The sequence below is a fragment of the Candidatus Zixiibacteriota bacterium genome (genome assembly GCA_040752595.1).
GTDB lineage: Bacteria > Zixibacteria > MSB-5A5 > WJJR01 > WJJR01 > JACQFV01.
This window is the reverse complement of the sequence record JBFMGX010000004.1, coordinates 62,590-82,480: the sequence shown is the minus strand read 5'-3', so window position 1 is coordinate 82,480 and position 19,891 is coordinate 62,590. Positions and strand designations below refer to the sequence as shown.

Below are 19,891 nucleotides of genomic sequence, written 5' to 3'. Positions count from 1 at the left end.
CGATCCACCAGCATTGCCATACGGGCTTGGGAATCAGCCGCCATGACGCCGCGCACGGTGTCGTTTTCCGACAGAGTATACTCGCTCGATGACCACGGGTTTCTCGATCCCTCCGACCAGTGGGACGAGCGCTTCGCCGAGGGAATGGCCCGATCGCTGGGGATCGTCGGCGGCCTGACTGAGGATCACTGGGGGTTCATCCGCTATCTGAGAGGGAAATTCACAGGCGAGGGAACGGTTCCGGTGGTGGTCAAGGCCTGTGCCGACAATGGGATGAGACTCAGCCGCATGCGCGAGTTGTTCCCGACCGGGTATCATCGCGGCGCCTGCAAGATCGCCGGGATCAACTTCGGGTTCATGTGCACGACCAATCTCTGGCTGACGTATGAGACGGTCCCCCCGAGCCAACCGTTGCAGCCGGTGGATGACCTCGGCTTCCTCCGCGATTTCGATACCTGGGACGAGCAGTTTGCCTGCACGGTGGCACACACCTGGAATCTCACGGACGGGCTGACCGAGACGCATTGGAAGGTCCTGCGGTATCTGCGGGCATCCTACCGCCGGGTGAAGAACGTGCCGACGATCTACGAACTTTGCACGGCCAACGGCATCGCCCTCGATGAATTCGGCCGCCTTTTCCCAGGCGGTTACCATCGCGGCGCCTGTCGGGCGGCGGGGCTGCCATTCCTGCCGTAATCGGTAGAAGCTACGCTCGCATACGACGCGCCGCGTGAAACGCGATACGAGCCTGCTTCCACGCACGCACAAGGGCCGGCATCGTGGCTGCCGACCCTTGTGCGTGGCACCCCTACTCCGGTTCCGCGTGTTCAATGCGCGAGGATTTCCTCGAAGAAATCCAGCGCCCGCGGGTCTTCCGACTGAGTCAGCCAGAAGATCGCCTGCTTGCGGACCTCGGGGTTGGAATTGGTGCGGGCGACATGGATCAGCCGCGGCACGCCGACGTCGGGCGGCAGTTGACTGAGAGCAAAAACGGCCCTCTCCTTGACGTCGGTGTCGGGGTCATCAACCGCCATGTCGGCGATGGTGGCGGCGGCTTTCTCACCCGCTTCGTTGCCCAGCCAGAAGACGGCCCTGCTCCGGATGTCCGGATCCCTGTCGGTGCGCGCCACCCGGATGAGTGTTTCCAGTGCCTCGGGCGTGTTGGACAGGGTGAGGGCGAAGACCGCCTGCTCGCGGACCTTGCGGCTGGGATCATCACGCAGGATCCGGTCCAGCAGTTCCACGCCTCGACGGCCTCCGGTTTCGCCAATCCAGAACACCGGCCGCACGCGGAGCTTGTCCGGCCGGGCCGGCTCGACCAGGCGACACAACATGTCGAGCGCCCCGGGGTCGTCATGAAGGGCGATCCCGCTGACGACGCGGTCGGCGATGTCTTCGTTCCAGCGGGATTGTCCCGACGGCCCCGTGACGAACGACGCCAGCCAGGCGATGCTCTGATCAGGCGCAACATCGCTGAGCCAGAACAGCGGCAGACCCCCGGCATCGAGCTCGCATTCGTCGGAATAGCAGCGGATGCGTTGCACCTCTCCCTTCGCCACGCGAGAGAGGACCAACAGATGCCGTTTCACCGTCAGATCGAGCGAATCGGGTTCATCGAACTGATGAGAGATGCCCTGCTCTCGTTCGAGTGGGCAGCGGCAACCGGAGCCACGGCCCGAGCAGCAGATGCTGTGTCCGGGACGAAGCGGGACGGCATAGCCGATCCACGCAGGGCCGCGTTGATCACGGATGATCTCCCGGATCAACGGCTCCAACCCTGTCGCCGCGGAGCGATTGTGGATCGTCCCGTGCCGGATCGACGGCATCGCCGCCGCCATGCCTGACGAAGCGGCGAGCAAGCAGACGGCAGGAACCAACAGAACATTGGGGACTCTCATAGCGTACCTCGTTTCATTTCTCCAGCAGTTCCATCAGAAAATCGGTGGCGGCGTCGGAATTCAGCAGGGCCAGTTTCTCCACCGCCTGGCGGCGCAGATCGCGGTCCTTCTCGGCACGGGCGATGGCGATCAGACCATCATCATCCCCATGAATGAACAGGGCGTCGATGATGGATGATTTGATATCGGGGGATGATTCCCGCGTGTAGAGTTCGTGCAGCGGCTCGGTGTCGCCCAAGATGCCCAACTGCTCGATCGCCTTGCGGCGCAAGTCGATGTCACCCTCGCGGCGGGCGACCTCCAGGAGCCGGTCATTGGCACCGGCGATCATGAATCCCTCGACCAGCCGCCGCCGCAGGTCCCGATCGGATTCCTGCTGGTAGAGCTCCCACAGCGCATCCGTCTCGCCCATCACGCTCAACTGTTCGATGGCCGAGCGGCGCAGATCCGGGTCCTTCTCCCTCTTGGCAATCGCCAACAGACGCTCTGAGTCTCCGCTGATCATGAAGCTCTCGATCAGCCTGCGGCGCAGGTCGGAATCGGGTTCCTGCTGGTACAATTGCCATAATGCCTCGGTCTGGCCCATCACGCCAAGTTGCTCGATGGCGCTGCGCCGCAAGTCGGCATCCCGTTCCTTCCGTGCGATCGCCAACAATCGTCCCTCATCGCCGGCGACCATGTAACTCTCGAGGATCTTGCGCTTGACGTCGGTGCTGGCGGCGGAGGAGTAGACGTCTTCCAAGAGCCGGCGATTTTCCTCGCCGCCAAAGATCCCCAGGTATGAGACGGCGCGCATCTGCAGATCGGGATTCGACTCGCCGCGCGCATACAGCGCGAGCACCTCACGCGCCTGCGGGGTGCCACTCTGGCTCAGGACGAACAGGGCCTGCTCCTTCACCCGGAGGGAGCTGTTGCCCTTCAGGACTTTTTCCAGGAGCGGCACCGCCCGCTCCGGTTCGGTATTCATGAGATTCGAGAGAATGAGGAGTTTCAGATCCTCATCATTGTCCTCCCGCTCGACGTCAGTAAACATCCGCCCCGAAGTCTGCCGAATTTCCAACTCCAAGGCCTTAGCTTCGCGTTCCCACCGGCTGTCTGGATACGCAGCATGAAGCGCCGCCAGCGTCTCGAGCGCCGCGGCCCGACGCGCGCTCTTGTACTGCGCGTAGGCCTTCCAGTAGGTCGCACCGGGAGCATAGCGTCCCGCCAGACGGATAACGTGCTGATATTGCCGGATGGCCTGGTCCCATTGTTCGTCATCGAGCGACTCGGTGGCCGCTTCATAGGCGGCCGCCTCCAATTCGACGCCGATCGAGTCGCGTACGGCCCGCTTGACCGCCACCCGGACCGAATCGGCCACCTTGACCTTGACCGGCTCATCGACGGCGGCGAGGAGTGAACGCCCGCTCGGGGGCACTATCCAGGCGCCGTCATCGGACGCCTTCACCGCAGCCGGGGTGGACAGGATTGTGATCAGAGCCACCAACACGATGCGTCTATTCATCAGTCCTCCCTCAGGGTTTTCATCTTGGGAATCCGCAAACCCGCGCCCTTGAAACAGCAGGTTCCTCGCTTCGCTCGGAACGACAGCATCGCCTTGGGAACCGTGCATACTCGTGTCACCCCGAGCGAAGCGAGGGGTCTGCTTTCCTGGAAGAATTCCCTGCTCAACAACTGATCCTCAGATCACCCGATGCAGTGAATCGGCCGCCGGGAATCGCTCGCGCTGCCGCATGTCCGCGCCAAGTACGCGGACTTTGAACAGGATGCCGTTGCGCTCGATTCCCTGTCGAAACGACTCGTACTCATCGGTGGTCAGAGGCGTCGGCCGGTTGGCGATGTCAACCAGAACGCGCTCCAACTCCTCGAGAAAGGCCGCGACCGGGCGATCACCGTCGCGGAGCGCCGCCTGACGGTAGATCCGGTTGTCGGCCAGCAACTCCCGGGCCCGCGTCTGCTCGTGCTCGAGATCGACCGTGTCCCGCGGATGGGTGTTGGTCAATTCCACGAGCATCATCTGTGAGCGCTCCAGGTGCTCCCCAACGGCGACGAGCAGAATGCGTTCGCGAACACCGGAATCCGCACTGCCGGGTGTCGGCTTCTCGTGCTGTTGCCAGAAACGCCCCGCCATGAAAGCCAGAATAACAGTCGCCGCCACCGCCGCAGCCCAGGCCCAGCGCCGCATCGGAAACATGACGGCGTCCCGTGGCGACCGACGCTCAATAAGCTGTGGACGGAGACGAGCCCACATCCGCTCAGTATAGTCTGCCGACCGTTCCGGGACCGGCGCCAAATCCACGGCCGCAAGAATTCGTTCCAGCCGTGCGTAGGCCTCGCGGCAGGTCATGCATTCCTGTAGGTGTGCACGAGTTTCCTCGACGGCGTCGCCTTCGCCGTAGTGGCAGAGAATCAGTTCGTCTTCGCCGGGATGTCTCATAGCTGTTCACTCATCAGAGGCGCCAGTGCGCCCCGCAGTTTCTGCACCGCACGGAAGATCGTGTTCTTGGTGGCGTTCTCTCTCAGCCCCATGACGCGGCTGATCTCGGCAATCGGCATCTGCTGAAAATGCCGCAAGACAAAGGCCGCTCGTTCGGCGCTGCTCAGGGTACCAAGGGCCGCATTGACATGCCGGCGGATCTCGCCATCACGAATCGCCTGATCCGGCGGGGGATCACCGGTGGGAATGTTGTCGAGCAACTGATCCGTGTCGTCGTGCCGGCACTCGGCTGTGCCGCTGCGCTTGCGGGCACGGAGCAGATCAAGCGCACAGTTGGTACATATCCGGTAGAGCCAGGTACCGATGCCGGATCGGAGCTCGAACCGCCGCATGTCCCGATATGCCTTCATAAGTGATTCCTGGACAATATCTTCGGCGTCATGCTCGTTCCCGGTCAGGCGATAGGCGAGGCGGAAGAGAGTCTGGCTGTGTCGTTCCACCACGGGCCGGAAGGCGTCCACGTTCCCGGCGCGAATCTCTGCCACGATGGCCGCATCGTCCGCCTCCATCCGCTGTTTAGACGCGGTCATGGCGGGAAGGTTAGGTCAGGCCGACTCGGCGTGCCATGCCGAAGTCGTACCCGTAGGGGGGGCGTTTTCAGTGCCCCACCCGAAAGGTGGGCCTCTTTGACATTGGCAATGACAGTCCCACCCTTCGGGTGGGGCACTAGGCATGGGCCAAGGTCTGTGGGATGAACTTCGAAGTGGCGCAAGTCCTCCATATCCGGTGATACATGATCCGGTGATACATGCGCCTTCCGTCACAAACTCCTTAACGTCATGACACTGGGAAGCGATCCTATGTGTGGAGTTGCTGTAGATTTACCGGCGCAATAGGCAATCACCGTCCCCTGCCCGCATCGTCGGGCGGGATCATCGTACCTGTCACACGTTCCATGGGAGGTTCGTCATGTCGAGGCAGTGTCGTGTTGCGGCCGTACTGGCCGTCGGAGCAATCCTCTTCGCGGGAGGTTCAACTCTCGCCGCCGTGCCCACACAGATGACGGTCCAAGGGAAACTCACCAATTCCGCCGGTGATCCCGTCCCTGCCGGACCCAAGACGTTTACCTTCAAGATCTACGCCGTCCCCGTTGGCGCAAACCCAGTCTGGCCCGCCGGGAACGGCGAGGTGCAGTCGATTTCCACCGACGCCGACGGCCTGTGGGCCGCTCAGGTCGGCGCGGTGACTCCCCTGACCGATGCCGTGTTCACCAACGAAGAGCGTTGGTTGGAAGTGACAGTGGACGACGGCGTCAATCCGCCGGAGACACTATCGCGTGTCAAGTTGAACACTAACCCGTACACGTTCCAGTCCGAACAAAGCGCCAACGCTGCCAGTCTGGGGGGGCAACCGCCGTCAGCCTACGCCGCGAGCGCTCACTCTCACGACGCATCAGCGGTTACGGACGAACCAGGGATCGCATCGGCCGTCACAGACGGAGTTGAAGTCACGCTCGCCCAAGGTACAACTAACATGACCGATCTCGTTGCTTGCTCAATCACGACGCCTGCAGCGGGATACATCAATGTGCAAGGGCGCACGACTGGTCACACCTGGGGAACAACCGGCATAAACATCGCCTTTTGCCAGATCGATGAAAGTGCCGGGGGTGATGTTCTCTATCCGAACTCCGTGGAATTCGGCCGCGGATCTGGACCCGCAACCGACGAGTGGGAAACGGTTTTCGTTGACCGTGTGTACTTCAAACCCGCTGGAACCTATGTCTTCCGCTTGGAGGCGCGGGCGTTTGAATTCAACGGGAGTGGTGCCTGCTTGGCAGTGCGCAATTCTCGAATTACAGCCTGCTTCTTTCCGACCGCCTACGGCACGGTCGTCGAATAGCGGGAGGAGCACAGGTTATGAAACGACTGATGATCGCATCATTGGCCGTCGTGCTCCCCGCCCTCGTCGCCTCGGCGGCACCGAACTACAACCTGAACTGGCATTCGGTCAATGGCGGCGGGGAGAACGCAGCAGCGTCGGCCAGCTATAAGATGGGAATGTCCGCCGGACAATCGGCCGCCGGAGAAGCGACATCCCCATCGTACCACATGGGGATCGGCTTCTGGCATGGGGCGCGCACCTGCTTTTGCCCCTGCTTCGGCGATCCGTTCTGTGACGGCATTCGCTCATCGGTACAAGATGTGGTAAAGACGATTGACGTGGCGTTTCGCGGGGTAGCTCCGGTGTTCGATCAAGCCTGCCCGCGCGAGCAGACCGATGTGAATTGCGACGGTTCCACCAGCGTGCAGGATGTGGTCAAGGAGGTCAACGTCGCCTTCCGCGGCGGCAATGCAGCCACGGAGTTCTGCCAGCCGTGCCCATAGAGTGAGGGCTTCAGTGCCCCACCCGCAGGGTGGGGTTCTTGGACGGTGACGGATGAGACACCCACCCTTCGGGTGGGGCACCGCGGTCTGTCGCACCGCCGCAAGACGCTGTTGGAAGGGCGGCTCCGGCGGTATCATGACGGCAGGGCATCAGTGGATCCAGATCCATTCGAAACAGAGAAACGATGGTTTGCACAATCCACCCGGTCACGACGGCGGAGCGCGACTGGGTCCGCGCGCTCGTAGTCCGCAATTGGGGCGCGGACTTCGTTGTTACGAGGGGACGGAAGGTCTATCCCACAGAAATCGAGGGGTTCTACGCCGCCGATCACTAGGGGGAGAAAGTCGGCTTGGTCACGTTCGAGATCACTGGAGATCAGTGCGAGATCGTGACGCTCGATGCGCTCCGCCGGTTCGCGGGAATCGGGACAGCGTTGGTCGACCGGGTTCGAAGTGAGGCGCTCCAACGCGGCGGTTGCCGTCTATGGCTGATCACCACGAACGACAATCTCGAGGCGATCCGGTTCTACCAGCGCCGGGGGTTCGTCATCGCCGCCGTGCACGTCAATGCCCTGGCCGAGTCACGCCGCCTCAAGCCGGGCATCCCGGAGATCGGGATGCATGGGATTCCGATCCGGGATGAGATTGAGTTTGAGATGATGCTGTGATGTCGGGCAGCCGCTCGACGCTGTCGTTACCGCACGCTACTGCCCCCGCTGGAAGGAGATCTCCAGCCGCCGGTTGGTGCGGCGGCCGAGGGCGGTGGCATTGTCGGCGATGGGCCCGGCCTCGCCTTTGCCGATGGCGGTGATGCGCTTGGCGGCGACGCCGCGCGAGACCAGATAGGCCTTAGCCTTGTCGGCGCGCTTCCGTGAGAGGCGCATGTTGGCCTCGGCCTCGCCGATGTCATCGGTGAAGCCGGCCACGGTGATCCTGACATCGGGTGTTCCGCGCAAACGGGTCGCAAGATCATTCAGGACACGCGTGCTGGTCGGGTCCAGCTCCGTTCCGCCGGAGATGTAGGCGACGTGCAGGACCAGACGCTGGTCCAACTGCGTCATCGTCAGGCAGCCGCTCGAATCGACCTCCATCCCCTTCGGCGTGTCAGGACAACGGTCAAGGGGATCGGGCACGCCATCGCTATCGGCATCCGCCACCGGCGCCGGATGCGGCATGGGGGGGATGGTATTGGCGGTCGTGGTGTCAAGGTATGCGGGCAAGACGACCGCGGGAACGGCGGTATCGGCCGGATCAGGGGTCACGACGCGAGGCGACGTCGCCGGGGCCGCGCGCGGTGGAGTGGGGATACATCCGGTGGAGTCGACCCGGCGCCGATCGGCAAATGGCGTCCCGGGGCAACGATCGAGACCATCGAAAACACCGTCGCCATCGGCATCCAAAGGACAACCGGTGCGGTCGACGACCGCCCCCGCCGGAGTGTTGGGACAGTTGTCAAAGGCATCCGGGACACCGTCGCCGTCACCGTCTCCCTGTCGTCCGGGATTGGCGGAGCGGCCGGGCTTTACAGTGTCCGTCGCGGCGCGACCAGCATTCGTCTGTCGCGATCCGAGATTCGACTTGCGACGCGAATGGCCCCCCTGCAACGGGAAACTCAGACCAAGGGCGAAAGTGATCTGCGCCCGTGAGCGCTCGTCGTTGACCTCACGGGCGAAATCGGCGCCGATGCCGGTGAAGAGGTCGACGCCCAGTTGGATCTTCAGGCGGGTATCACCGTGCAGCGACGGTGTCACGCCCCCGACGAGCGCACAGATCAACTCGGTGGCGGCAAAGTCGACAAGGGCGCCATCTCCCCGGTCCACGGCGACGGGGCGGTAACCGGGATACTGCTCCACGCGCCATGTGGACAGACCGAGGCCGCCGCCGAGATAGGGGGACCAACTCCCGCCACCCATCGTGCGAATCGCCTGCACGGAGAGGCCGGTCTGCGTCCAAGCCTGCTCGGCCCGGTCATCCGGATGGGGAAACTTGATGGTGCTCATGCTGCGAATGTCATCCCAGAGCCGTCTCCAGGTGAGACCGAACCGTAGGGACCATCGATCTGACATTCCCAGTCGTGCGCCCAGACCAAAGTGGGGTCCGATGGCCCAGGGTTGCCCCAGTTTGGACAGCGCTGCCTGGGTCGCCCCAATCTCCAGTTCGGCATCGACGACGGCGGAGGCCGATGAATGGATCAGGAGCACGAACGCTGTGGCTGTGAGCAAGGCCCGCAGCGCGCGGGTCCGGACGGTGTTGGTCTGCGAGTCTCTCATCGCCGAGGAATCTACGGCGGGCGGTCCGTGCGGCAAGGGTTTTGTGAGGGGTGTGAGGGACGACTGATGTGCACTCCTCATCGGCTACTGGGATGGAACGCGTGGTGAAAGCACCCCTCACCCGATCCGTCCTCCGGACGGATCAACCTCTCCCCCTCGATCCCGCTCGGGGCAGGCCGGAGGGAGAGGTTATCATCTTCCATTTTGCAGGTTGCTGAAGAAGGGCAACCCTTGTCATTCCGAGTCCCGCCGCTCTTTGGCGGAGCTTGCCCGCCAAAGGCGGGTGAAAATCTGCTTTCCTCCCATTGGAGAAACAGCAGATCCCTCGCTTCGCTCGGGATGACAAATGGGCGTAAAAGACCACTCCCATGTGTCTTTCAGCAACCTGCCAGGGTCAGAGACCATACACGCGTTCGATCAGAACGCCGGGGTAGTAGGTCGTGAGGATTGAGACGTATGATTCCCCTGCGCGCGCACGTCCGATCATCCCGCACTGGCAGATCCCGACGCCGTGGCCGTACCCCGAGCCATTGGCGGTGGCACCCACGACTTTTCCGTGTTTGTCACGGCGCAGTGTGAGAACAAAACGGCTGGAGGGTAGAATCGTACCCGGCCGTGATGGTCGACCCAAAGCCCAGCGGATCTTATCGGAGAAGATGGTCCACCGCCCCGCCGGAGTCACGACCGTCATCGTCGTGCGGCGACCGCCCGGAGTCTCTGTTCCCAGCGAGATCGAATCGACTCGGTGGAAATCGCCGATTGCCGGCGTGGCCAGTTGGCGGCGGTAGCTCCGCAGGTTCGCCAGCAGCACACGACCGGAGAACTGCTCGGTCCAGGACGTGTACTTTGACCACTGGCAGAAGGTGTCGTCGTCGACGGAGACCAGGTACGGACGCGGCGGCTTGGTCCAGATGTCCTCGATGGCGTCGGTGCGCCCGCCGCAGGTCGAGTGGTAGTAGGCGTCAATGAGATGACCGGCGTACGTGATGACTTCGCCCTGCGTCGTCGTCACGGCGGAATCGACCCAGGCGCGCGGCTGCGAGGCGCCCACATAGATCTGGTCGGCCACGTCGGCGCGCAAGTCATAGGGCGCGACCCCGTACTGGCCGAGATGCTTCAGCGCATAGGTGCGCGATGCCACCGCCTGCGCCCGCACCGCTTCGAATTCGTCGTCGCGACGCTCCCCCAGTTCCGGCGTGAGCACGCCCTCGAGGTAACGGTCGAGATTCAGCCGGTTGACGATCTGCAGCAGCTTCGCATTCGCAGTGCCGATGACCAGACAGCCATAATATGGCCGCCCATCCAGCCAAAGCCGCTGGTCGGGGTCTTCCGGATGGATCGTCAGACCGATGGCGCCGCGCGCCAACGCGACCTTATGCGCGTCGAAGACCTCCAGCCAATGCCCGGTGCGCCGGATGGTCAGCGCCCCCTCGGTCGAGAAGGTGAGCGGTTCGGCGGCTGTGTCGATCGCGATGCGGATGACATACCGACCTTCGCCGCGCACGGCGACGTGTGGGTTATCGGTCGGCAACAGCACGCGCACGACCGGAGGCCGTACCCTGTCGGTCACGAACAGCGCGCCGGTGCGCAACCGGGAGGGAATACACCCGGAAGCAGACATCAACGCCGTGGCGCTGATCACCGCCGGAAGCCATCGGAACAGAGGGTGCCTGATCGGTCTCGAATTCATGTTCATCGTGGGGCAGGCAGCGCGATGAGGCCGAGAACGGCGGATCGGGATGCGCCGGTGGCACCGCCGAGATTGCCGGCGCGACCACGCAATGTCTCGTGGGCCAGCACGGCGAATCCGACCGGCTCGACGAATTGCGGTGGAATGAGCCGGTCGGACGAATCCGGCAGGCGCCATTGGGGAAGAAGGGTGCTGAGACGTCGCACCAACGTGTGGTTGTGCACACCCCCGCCGGTGAGGACCAATTCGCGCCGTCGTGTGCGGGGCGCCACCCACCGGGTCACGGCAATGGCGACGGCCTGCGCCGTGATCTCGACGGCTGTGGCCAGGAGGTCGGTCGTCCGTCCGAGCGGCCGTCCATCGCGGAAGAAGAGACGTGACACCGTTGCCTGGCCAAACTCCTCACGCCCACAACTCTTGGGGGGAGACGCACGAAAGTAGGACAGGCGCAACGCCCGCGCCACGATGGCCGGGATCGGTCGACCGGCGGCGGCCAGGGCGCCGTCACGATCGAAACGCCGCCGGAGCAGACGCTGCGCCAGCGCGTCGCTCATCATGTTGGCGGGACCGATGTCGAAGGCAAGGACACGCAGCCCCTGTCGGCGCACGAACGACACGGAGACGTTGGCAATGCCGCCCAGATTCAACACCGGCACTCCGGACCCGAATATTATGTGATGGTAATATCCGGACAACGGAGCCCCCATGCCGCCGGCAGCAATATCGGCCGGACGGAAGTCACCAATCGTGGGAATCCCCGTGCGCTGGGCAATGGTATTGAGGGCACCGATCTGCCAGGTGGCATTCTCCGTACCGCCTCCGGTCTGTGCGGGGAAATGCCCGATGGTCTGCCCGTGGGAGCCGATCAGATCGACCGGCTGACGTCGGCCAGCGAGTCCCAGTCGACGGACGGATGCGGCCATGAAATCCCCGAGAGCGAAATGCGCACGCGCGACCTCTTCCTTGTCGATACTCGTGGATGCCGCCAAGCGCAGCAAGGTGCGGCGCAGCCGGGGCGGAAGGGGCACATGGCAGGTCAGAAGGCATTTCACCGCTGGGACAGGCGACCGGTCGCGGATTTCAACCAGCGCCAAATCGAGCCCGTCGATCGACGTGCCACTGTTGATTCCCAGCACGCGCAGTCGACGGCGCGACAGCAGGCGCTGGAGCGGGTGAGTATCGAAGGTCGCTTCACTCATCGTGTGGTCAGAGAATCTCACAAGCCAGTCATTGCAGCGGGCGCTGTTTCAGAATCGCAACCGCCCGTCGCTGCAGCGCCCGATCGTTGCACACCAACACGAGGTCGCAGCCGGCATCGCAGGCCCCGCGGACCGCGGCCTCGATGGGGTAATCCCGTGTGACGGCGCCCATTGCCAGATCATCTGTCGCCACCAAACCGGCAAAGCCGAGCCGTTCCCGCAACAGCGCGCCGACGATGACCGGCGATAGGCAGGCGGGACGCAGGGCGTCAAAGCCATTGAATCGTTGATGGCCGACCATGACGAGATGGACCCCGGAGACGATGGCGGCGCGAAACGGCACGGCACTCGTGCGCTCCCAAACCGAGGGCGGCGTCGGGTCTTCGGCCGGGGCGCCGTGCGGATCAATGGCCACGGCGTGCATCCCGGGGAAGTGCTTGACACAGCATGAAACGCCGCGCTGTTGAACGCCGGCGATAACGCTGCGGACCATCGCCGCGACCTCGTCGGGATCGTCCGAAAACGTCCGAGAACGCAGCCACGAGGACTCCGATCCGCCAATATCGGCGACCGGGGCCAAGAGCGTATCGATCCCCAGCGCGCGAAGGCGGTCGGCGACCGACATATAGGCGTGCCGGACGGCATCGGGACCGGCGTGGTGATAGTCGCGCAGATCGCGCATGGACTGCGGGGCATCGGGGAGTCGGCGAACACGTCCCCCCTCCTCATCGATCATCACGCGGAACTGTCGAGGCGCATGCCGGCGCAGCGTCGCGACCGCCGTGCACAGGGCGTCCTCATCGGGAGCGTTGTCGCGAAAGAGCACGACGCCTCCTACGAGCCCGGTGGCCGTCCACTCCAACAGCTCGGGATCGGGCGCAGGGCCGCTGTATGAGACGATCAACGAAGGCATCAGCACGATACGAGCCCACGGGAACGTGGGTGCGCCAACTGCTAATTAGCGCTTCGGACTCGCGCAGGCAACGGCGGTTTACCAAGTGCCTCGGACTGGCGGATGGAAGGAAGACTCCCTCACCCGATCCGTCCTCCGGACGGATCGACCTCTCCCGGAGGGAGAGGTTTCACTTGCCCTCCTGCCACCGGGAGGAGGACAGGGTGATGGGCCGTCAACAACGCACCGCACCGGCTGAAGCCGCAACGCATCTTGGACTCCTAGTCATGTCAGACGCTCAAGGGAGCAAGTCTGGTGTCGGCGCCTGTTCCAGAGTCGGGCATGGATCATGACGCCGGTTCAGGACGTGGAGACGGCGACGGCGTTCTTCCCGGCCCCCTTGGCACGGTAGAGTGCCTGGTCCACGGAATCCACGAGGGCATCCTCGGGGAGGCCGTTTTCGGGATAGCAGGATATTCCCAGGGACACGGTGAGGTGTATCGGACATCCGGTCGCATCGGCGCCGAATTCCGTCTTTTCGATCTGTCCGCGGATGCGCTCGGCGATGGCCTTGGCCTCGCGGACGCCGGTCTGCGGGAGGATGATCATGAATTCCTCACCGCCATAGCGGGCAAGGATATCGACGTCGCGGATGCAGGCGCCGATCGTCCACGCCATCCGCCGCAGAGCCAGGTTACCCGCCTGATGACCATGGCGATCATTCAATTCCTTGAACCAATCGATATCGACCATGATGAGTGACAGCGGCTGTCCGTAGCGGGCAGCGCGGCGCTTTTCATCCTCCAGGCGCGTGCAGAAATACCGGTAATTGTAGACGCCGGTCAACTCGTCGATGATGATGAGTTCCTCCATGCGCCGATGCAGGTCGGCGTTGACGAGCGCCATCGCGGTGGAGGCCGCCAAGACCGAGAGCACGCGCTGATCGTGCTCGCTGAAGGCCCTGGCCCGCGGTGATTCGGCATTCAGCAGGCCAACCACGCGTCCTTCCGAGACCATGGGCACGACAAGCTGCGACCGGCGCGCGGTCCCGTCCAACACGACCCGCCCCGTGTAGTGATCGACAATGCGCACCGCCTGGGCCGTGGCGATGGCCTGCCTGAACACGTCGTTGAGCTCGACCGCCTGCGGATTGCGGAATTGCTGGGTGCAGCCACCTTCGACCCGACCCTGTAACCGGAAATCCCGCGTGCTTTGATGCCAGGTCAGAATCTCGCAGACGGGGTAGTTCAAGACGCGATTGGCGATCGTGAGGACACGTTGAATGACGTTGTCGACCGACATCAGCTCCGCCAGCGACCGGGACGTCTCGTAGATCGTTTCCAATTGGGCGTGCGTGCGCTCGAGTTCAGAGGTACGTTCGTTGAGCTTGTCCATCGCGTTCAGAAGCCGCCCCGCGAACACGCCGGCGAATCGTCCGGCCAGGCCCAGCGCCGTCGTCAGGGCCCAGAGGATAATAGTGCGAAAGGCGACATCTGGTAAACGCCCAACGCCGGAATGTCCGATGCACACACCGACGTAGGCGACTGTGACGAGTCCAGCGGCAATCAAGCCGGAGCCGATCCGCATGTGGAAGGCGACAAACGGGACCAGGGCGTAGTACAGGACGAAGTAGCTGCTGTCCGGCCCGCCGGTCATGTGGACCAGCGCCGCGATGGCGATCGTATCGACGAGAAACAGCGGCCAGAAGTACGAAGGGAAGCGCCATCCCCGCCACCAAACCAGGGCACCCGGCACGGCAAAGACCGCCGCATAGAGTCCCGCCAACGCCCAACCGGCCGTTCCCCCCAGGGTCGGCTGTCCCCCGGAAGCAAAGCTGAAGAGCAGCGTGCCGAGGGGAAGCGTGCGCAGCACCCAGAACGGCTGATCACCACGGGGCAGAACGGATGGTTGCAGGTGTGATGCTGCCATGCGCATGGCATTCCGTGCCAAGAGAGACGGCTCGGCTTCGGCCGACGTTCGACAGACGACGCCGACCATGGTCGCCATCGGGGCGAAACGGAAGACCCGACGTTGCTCCCTGAAGCCGGACCGCCAGAGACGCCAGTCTCCCGCGCCCGGACCAAAAAGCCCGTTCGCCACCCGAAACTTCTCGCCGAGACTCCAAGCGCGACGCTAACTGTCTCGGCACTAATTTCTTATATCGGCCGCACGTACGCCGTTCTCCAGCAATGGCTGGTGACGGGAGGATGGCGTTCGGGAGGGAGAGCAAATCCTTACAGACGGCAAAATGCCTTGGCGGCGGAGGCAGTGTCCGCTACTCTACGGGCGTTGCAACCGGCCGAGCGCGGTTTCGTACCAGCAGGTGAACTTCAGGGTTGCGAGACGAGTCTATGGGGAGGTGACACCATGCAGTGTTGTCGGCAGCGACGGATGATGGCCGCCCGGTGGGTCGCGGCAGCTCTTTGTGTCGTATGGGGTGGCACGGCCACGGGCACGGAATTCCGCTCCGGAGAGGCAGTCCAGATCGTCCACGGCGACATCCTCGACGACTTGATCGCGACCGGCGGGAACGTCAATATCGAGTCCCACATCGTGGGCGATGCAATCGCCCTGGCGCGCACGGTGACATTGGGGGATTCCGGCGCCGTGGACAACTCGCTCATCGCCGGCGGACAGAAGATCGACGTGAACGGCACGGTGAGCAACTCCGCGCGGCTGTTCGCGCAGAACGTCACGGTCCGCGGGCACATCGAGCGCAACCTGATGGCGTTTGCCCAGAGCGTGGTCCTCGACTCACGGAGTTGGGTGGAAAAGGACGTCTATGTCGGCACAAGCGAAGCCATCATCCGCGGACGGATCGGCGGCGATTTGCGCGGCGAGGCCGGGACGATGACAGTCTATGGCCAGGTTGACGGCGATATCCGGGTGACATGCGACCACCTCATTGTCATGCCGACCGCGATCGTCGGCGGCGCCTTGAAGTACACGTCCGAGAAAGCCCCGAAGATCGAAGAAGGAGCCCAAATCCTGGGAGGCGTCGAGCGGGTGCCGAGGAAGGAGAAGCCGGACGAAGGGTATACACTCGGGTGCTTTTTCTGGGATGCCTGGTGGTATCTGGGAATGCTGGTGGTCGGAATCGTGCTCTTGATTCTCTTCCGGCCGTTTGTCGATGACGTGAAGATGTCCATCCGCACGAGTTCGTGGAAGAGTTTGGGCGTCGGATTCCTGTTCTTGATCTGCATGCCGATTGTGGCCGTGGCATTGGCGCTGACCTTGATCGGGATTCCGGTCGCTATCGCGATTGTGGTCGGCTGGGCCATATTGCTTTACTTATCAATGATATTTGTCGCTCTCCCTCTCGGTGAGTGGCTCCTTTTGTTCCTGCGCTCCGGGCGGAAGATATCGCGGGCTGTATCGCTGATCGTGGGGCTGGTGATCCTCATGCTGGCGGTGCGCATTCCCTATGTCGGTTTCCTCGCGCGCGTCATGATCTTCAGTCTGGCGTTGGGCGGGTTCTTCCTGACGGCGTATCGGTACCGCACGCGGGCGGCGTAGGGTAGATTCACAGACTTGACGTTGGTGCCACGGGTCTTCAGACCCGTGTATCTTTGCATTCCGACATCACGAATTCACGGGTCTGAAGACCCGTGGCACAGGGTACTTGCGCCCTATCTCACAAGGTCGTGCTTGACAAGGCCGGTGGACGGATATTGACTATGGACTGAATCGAATAGCCGCGAGGGACCGATGGCGCGAATGTGGTCCAAAGGGGTTCTGGGTGGCCTGCTTCTGGCAGCGGTCTTGGCCTTGGCCTGCGCTACCGAGAGGGGGCTGGAGCCGACGCCGGCAAACTACCGCCTGTACGTCGCCAAGACGGGGGACGCAGAGGGGTGGGTAGCGGTTGTCGACTGCGCCTCTGACTCCGTCGTTGACACGCTACGGTACGGGTTCCAGCATGACGGGATCGGAGTCGTGGCCTCGCCGGACGGCAAGTACTTAGCTGTGACCGGTTCCGGGCGCCCTCCGCTGATTTGGGATGTGGTCGGACGGACACCCATTGGCTACTTGTCGTCTCCGATAATACCTCCACTGTTCCTGCCGGACGCGGAGCTGGTGGTCGGGACACATGCACCCTATGAGAGCACACTCGTGTTTTCTGCCCCTGCGCTGGCACCACGGCGCGCTTGGCCAGTTGGGCTGGTCTGGGCACAGAGAATACCTAAGAAACCCCATGTTATGGGTGTCGACTTCCGCGGCCTTCCCCCGCCCGGTGACGACGGGTCGAAACTCGCCATTTTCGATTACCGCCAAGGTTCTGAGATAGATTCGGTGATCATCGAGCCGAACGATGAGGGCATGGGCGTTCAAGTGGCTCACTTCACACTGTCATCAGACGGGCGGCGGCTATATGTAATCGGCAGCGCTCCTGGAGGTAGACCGTCTCTGATTGGCTATGATCTGCAATGCCGGCAGGTGATCTTCCGACAGCCATCGCACGTGGGTCGCTGCCGTGCGACACCCGACGGCCGTGAGGTGTGGGTCTTGATACATGGATTCCTGTGGGAATCCCCCATTCCCCCCGGGTTCGTGATTGTGTTCGACGCGCATTCTGGCAATCCCTTGGACACTATCAAGTCGGATGGACTGGGCCCGCGCCCCGGGGATGGCCTCTCCGTTCTGGACGCCAGGTTCCTGCCGTCGGGGGAGACGGCATATGTGAACACGTTCGATGGTCCGGTCCTTGTCATTGATACACGTACCCATGCGATCGAAAAGTCCATCTTGTCCACTGAAGGCGCGGCGCAGGCCATTGACCTGGCACCAGCACCATAGGAAGAGTGACTGCCTCTCGTACTGTACGTTCGCGGCAGGTCGACAAAACGCCCTTCACCCGATCCACCTGCGGCGGATCGAGCTCTCTCCCTCACTCTGTTCGGGACACTGCCGGGGGGAGAGGTTGTCCCAATTCTCGCTGCGCACTGCCGAGCGGAATCAAACAACACCAAAGATGTACTTCAGCGTAAGGTAGATGCCGACGGCGATGAAGACGACGCCGGTCGCACGGCGAGCCCAGCGTTCGAGCTGAGTCAGGCGGTGCATGGCTCCCGCCACCCAGCGGGCGCCGAGACCAAGGCCGACGCCGAAGATCACCACCGGGAGGCCGGTGCCAATGCCATAGAGGGCGGGATACATGAGGTGGGAACCGTGCCTCACGGACAGCGGTATGAGAGAGCCAAAGAACAGGGCCGCGGAAATCGGACAGAATGACAATGCGAATACGAAGCCGAGAAGCCCGGCATTCCACGCGCCTCCGGACGTCGCCCGCTCGTGCCACCGTTCCGGTGAAACCAGATTGGGGATCGGGACGTTGATGAGTTCCAGCAGCACCATGCCGACGACGATCAAGAGCGGTCCCAGAATCCGGCTCATGGACGACAAGAGCAGGTCGGACAGACGCGAGGCCGTTGCCACACCTGCCACGAGCAGCGCGCCCAACGCGACATAGGCGATCACCCGCCCCACGGCGTATGCGGCCCCGGACGCGACGATGCGACGAGGCGAGGCGAGGTGTTTGCCGATGAAGGTGACCGCCGCGATATTCGCCGCCAGCGGGCAGGGGCTTACGGATGTGAGAATCCCCAGCCAGAAGGCCGACGCTGCCCCCAACCACCATGAGTCGATCATGCGGCGCCCCGGAACACCTGTATCTCCATGCGGACATACTGGGCGAAGTCGCTCTCATGATCCACCAGATCCCAGATCGCGTCGAGGTTCTTCCAACGATGCTGCGTCCCGGCGCGGTAGTCGACCAGAATGAGGGCCTGCGAGACGAGTTCATAGTCCTTAATGAAATGCTCGTTGCCGGCGCCCTCCACGTTGATGGACTGGAATCTCATGCGGCCGCTCGCCAATTCGGCGGCAAAGGTCGCCTCGACTTCCTGCTTGGCCAGTGCCTCGATCTTCAGACAGGTTGGACACCGGGCGGTGCGGTGGAAGTAGTAGACCATCAACTGCCGGGCCGACGACGGTTGGTCAGACGCGGGCACAGACTTCTGCGATGACACATCGCGAACCACCAGCCAGATGATGCTGACGGCGACAAAGACCATCAGGACGACAGTGATCACACGTTTGGGATTCACGCTGTGTACCTCCGCTCACTTTAGAACACAAGATTGAACAAATAGCCGACGATGAGAATCCCGGCGGCCACGATGCCCACAAAGGCGCAGATCAGCGGCGGTTTCAGGACCTTCCGCAAAATGATGGTCTCGGGCAGCGACAGACCGATCACGGCCATCATGAAGGCCAGCACGGTTCCGAGGGCGGCGCCTTTGCCGAGTAGCGCCTGGACAACGGGGACAATCGCGGCGGCATTGGAGTACATCGGCACGCCGATCAGGACTGCCCCCGGGACCGACCACCAGGCGGATTTCCCCATGATCCCCGCCATCATGCCCTCGGGGACATACCCATGAATGCCGGCGCCGACGGCAATCCCCACGACGACGTAGGGCCAGACTCTGCCGACAATCTCGCGCACCGCCTGAAGCGCCCGCTGTAACCGATCATCCCACGTGAGATTCCCGCCGACCTCCGCCGCCGCCCCCACCCGGACCGCATAGACCCAAGATTCGATGTGGCGCTCAAGGCGCAGACGCCCCAGTACCCATCCCGCCACAACCGCGAGGGCAAGGCCGGTGCCGAGATACAGCCCCGCGACACGCCACCCGAAGAGGCCGAACAGCAGGACTACGGCGACCTCATTGACCATGGGCGCGGCGATGAGGAATGAGAAGGTGACGCCGAGGGGCACCCCGGCTTCAACGAAACCCAGGAAGAGCGGCACGGCCGAACACGAACAGAAGGGCGTGACAACGCCGAGACCGCCGGCGAGCACATTGCCGACCGTCTCGCGCCGGCCCGCGAGAATGCGCCGCGTGCGCTCCGGAGAGAAGAACGTGCGGATGACGCCCACTCCGAACACGACCAGAACAAGGAGCATGAGGACCTTGGGTGTCTCGTAGAGAAAGAAACGCACGCCGCTCGCCAGCGGCGTCGATGGCGGGAGGCCGATGGCGCTGCTCGTAATCCAACGAGCCGCAGGCTCCAGCCAGCGGTAGACCAGCACCCATAGCAATAACGCCGGTCCCACC

Annotated in this window: 18 protein-coding genes and 1 pseudogene; 7 read left to right on the top strand and 12 right to left on the bottom strand. The window is 63.1% G+C overall.

Translation table 11 applies throughout. From position 1 onward, the window contains the following. Nucleotides 1-42 precede the first annotated feature (42 nt). The gene (locus tag AB1792_00830; protein ID MEW5700759.1) at nucleotides 43-696 is read left to right on the top strand and encodes a TusE/DsrC/DsvC family sulfur relay protein; all 654 of its coding nucleotides are present in this window, start codon (nucleotides 43-45) and stop codon (nucleotides 694-696) included. Nucleotides 697-827: 131 nt separating this feature from the next. On the opposite strand, the gene AB1792_00825 is transcribed toward AB1792_00830, so the two are convergent. The 4 genes from AB1792_00825 to AB1792_00810 all read right to left on the bottom strand — a co-directional run bounded on the left by AB1792_00825 (nucleotide 828) and on the right by AB1792_00810 (nucleotide 4,925). Next, complete coding sequence (locus AB1792_00825; protein MEW5700758.1) at nucleotides 828-1,898, bottom strand: HEAT repeat domain-containing protein; 1,071 nt, start codon at nucleotides 1,896-1,898, stop codon at nucleotides 828-830. Between the two features lie 13 nt (nucleotides 1,899-1,911). Next, nucleotides 1,912-3,402, bottom strand: a complete 1,491-nt coding sequence (locus AB1792_00820; protein ID MEW5700757.1) for a HEAT repeat domain-containing protein — start codon at nucleotides 3,400-3,402, stop codon at nucleotides 1,912-1,914. 177 nt (nucleotides 3,403-3,579) lie between these two features. After that, complete coding sequence (locus AB1792_00815) at nucleotides 3,580-4,335, bottom strand: hypothetical protein (GenBank protein ID MEW5700756.1); 756 nt, start codon at nucleotides 4,333-4,335, stop codon at nucleotides 3,580-3,582. Beyond that, on the bottom strand, nucleotides 4,332-4,925 hold the full coding sequence (locus AB1792_00810) for an RNA polymerase sigma factor (GenBank protein ID MEW5700755.1): 594 nt from the start codon (nucleotides 4,923-4,925) through the stop codon (nucleotides 4,332-4,334). Before AB1792_00810 ends, AB1792_00815 begins: the two co-directional genes overlap by 4 nt. Before the next feature lie 379 nt (nucleotides 4,926-5,304). Between AB1792_00810 and AB1792_00805 the strand changes: the two genes are divergently transcribed. The 4 genes and pseudogenes from AB1792_00805 to AB1792_00790 all read left to right on the top strand — a co-directional run bounded on the left by AB1792_00805 (nucleotide 5,305) and on the right by AB1792_00790 (nucleotide 7,390). Next, a complete protein-coding gene (locus tag AB1792_00805; GenBank protein ID MEW5700754.1) occupies nucleotides 5,305-6,237 on the top strand; it encodes a hypothetical protein in 933 nt (310 codons plus the stop codon). A gap of 17 nt (nucleotides 6,238-6,254) precedes the next feature. Continuing rightward, a complete protein-coding gene (locus AB1792_00800) occupies nucleotides 6,255-6,722 on the top strand; it encodes a hypothetical protein (protein ID MEW5700753.1) in 468 nt (155 codons plus the stop codon). A gap of 185 nt (nucleotides 6,723-6,907) precedes the next feature. Then, nucleotides 6,908-7,057, top strand: a complete 150-nt coding sequence (locus AB1792_00795; protein ID MEW5700752.1) for a hypothetical protein — start codon at nucleotides 6,908-6,910, stop codon at nucleotides 7,055-7,057. Between the two features lie 12 nt (nucleotides 7,058-7,069). After that, nucleotides 7,070-7,390: pseudogene (locus AB1792_00790) on the top strand (GNAT family N-acetyltransferase). Between the two features lie 36 nt (nucleotides 7,391-7,426). Here AB1792_00790 and AB1792_00785 read toward each other — a convergent pair. The 5 genes from AB1792_00785 to AB1792_00765 form a co-directional block, all read right to left on the bottom strand. Continuing rightward, nucleotides 7,427-8,992, bottom strand: a complete 1,566-nt coding sequence (locus tag AB1792_00785; protein ID MEW5700751.1) for an OmpA family protein — start codon at nucleotides 8,990-8,992, stop codon at nucleotides 7,427-7,429. 394 nt (nucleotides 8,993-9,386) lie between these two features. After that, nucleotides 9,387-10,682: a SpoIID/LytB domain-containing protein gene (locus AB1792_00780; GenBank protein ID MEW5700750.1), complete on the bottom strand. Its 1,296-nt coding sequence runs from the start codon at nucleotides 10,680-10,682 to the stop codon at nucleotides 9,387-9,389. Between the two features lie 2 nt (nucleotides 10,683-10,684). Next, nucleotides 10,685-11,881 (bottom strand): anhydro-N-acetylmuramic acid kinase, encoded by a 1,197-nt coding sequence (locus tag AB1792_00775; protein ID MEW5700749.1) that lies wholly within the window; start codon nucleotides 11,879-11,881, stop codon nucleotides 10,685-10,687. Nucleotides 11,882-11,909: 28 nt separating this feature from the next. Continuing rightward, on the bottom strand, nucleotides 11,910-12,794 hold the full coding sequence (locus AB1792_00770; protein MEW5700748.1) for a glycoside hydrolase family 3 N-terminal domain-containing protein: 885 nt from the start codon (nucleotides 12,792-12,794) through the stop codon (nucleotides 11,910-11,912). A 339-nt stretch (nucleotides 12,795-13,133) separates the two neighbouring features. Continuing rightward, entirely contained in the window at nucleotides 13,134-14,873 is a 1,740-nt protein-coding gene (locus AB1792_00765) for a sensor domain-containing diguanylate cyclase (protein ID MEW5700747.1), read from the bottom strand. 267 nt (nucleotides 14,874-15,140) lie between these two features. Here AB1792_00765 and AB1792_00760 point away from each other — a divergent pair, with 267 nt between their 5' ends. Together AB1792_00760 and AB1792_00755 are read left to right on the top strand one after the other, a co-directional pair. Further along, nucleotides 15,141-16,289 carry a polymer-forming cytoskeletal protein gene (locus AB1792_00760; GenBank protein ID MEW5700746.1) on the top strand — a complete coding sequence of 383 codons (1,149 nt, stop codon included), beginning with the start codon at nucleotides 15,141-15,143 and terminating at the stop codon, nucleotides 16,287-16,289. Nucleotides 16,290-16,481: 192 nt separating this feature from the next. Further along, nucleotides 16,482-17,567 (top strand): hypothetical protein, encoded by a 1,086-nt coding sequence (locus AB1792_00755; protein ID MEW5700745.1) that lies wholly within the window; start codon nucleotides 16,482-16,484, stop codon nucleotides 17,565-17,567. A gap of 159 nt (nucleotides 17,568-17,726) precedes the next feature. Here AB1792_00755 and AB1792_00750 read toward each other — a convergent pair whose 3' ends face one another. From AB1792_00750 to AB1792_00740, 3 genes are read right to left on the bottom strand one after another with little or no spacing between them, the layout of a single operon-like run. Then, on the bottom strand, nucleotides 17,727-18,419 hold the full coding sequence (locus tag AB1792_00750; GenBank protein ID MEW5700744.1) for an aromatic aminobenezylarsenical efflux permease ArsG family transporter: 693 nt from the start codon (nucleotides 18,417-18,419) through the stop codon (nucleotides 17,727-17,729). Next, nucleotides 18,416-18,877, bottom strand: a complete 462-nt coding sequence (locus AB1792_00745; GenBank protein ID MEW5700743.1) for a nitrophenyl compound nitroreductase subunit ArsF family protein — start codon at nucleotides 18,875-18,877, stop codon at nucleotides 18,416-18,418. The genes AB1792_00750 and AB1792_00745 overlap by 4 nt, the downstream gene beginning before the upstream one ends. A gap of 20 nt (nucleotides 18,878-18,897) precedes the next feature. Beyond that, a complete protein-coding gene (locus tag AB1792_00740; GenBank protein MEW5700742.1) occupies nucleotides 18,898-19,890 on the bottom strand; it encodes a permease in 993 nt (330 codons plus the stop codon). Nucleotide 19,891 lies beyond the last annotated feature (1 nt).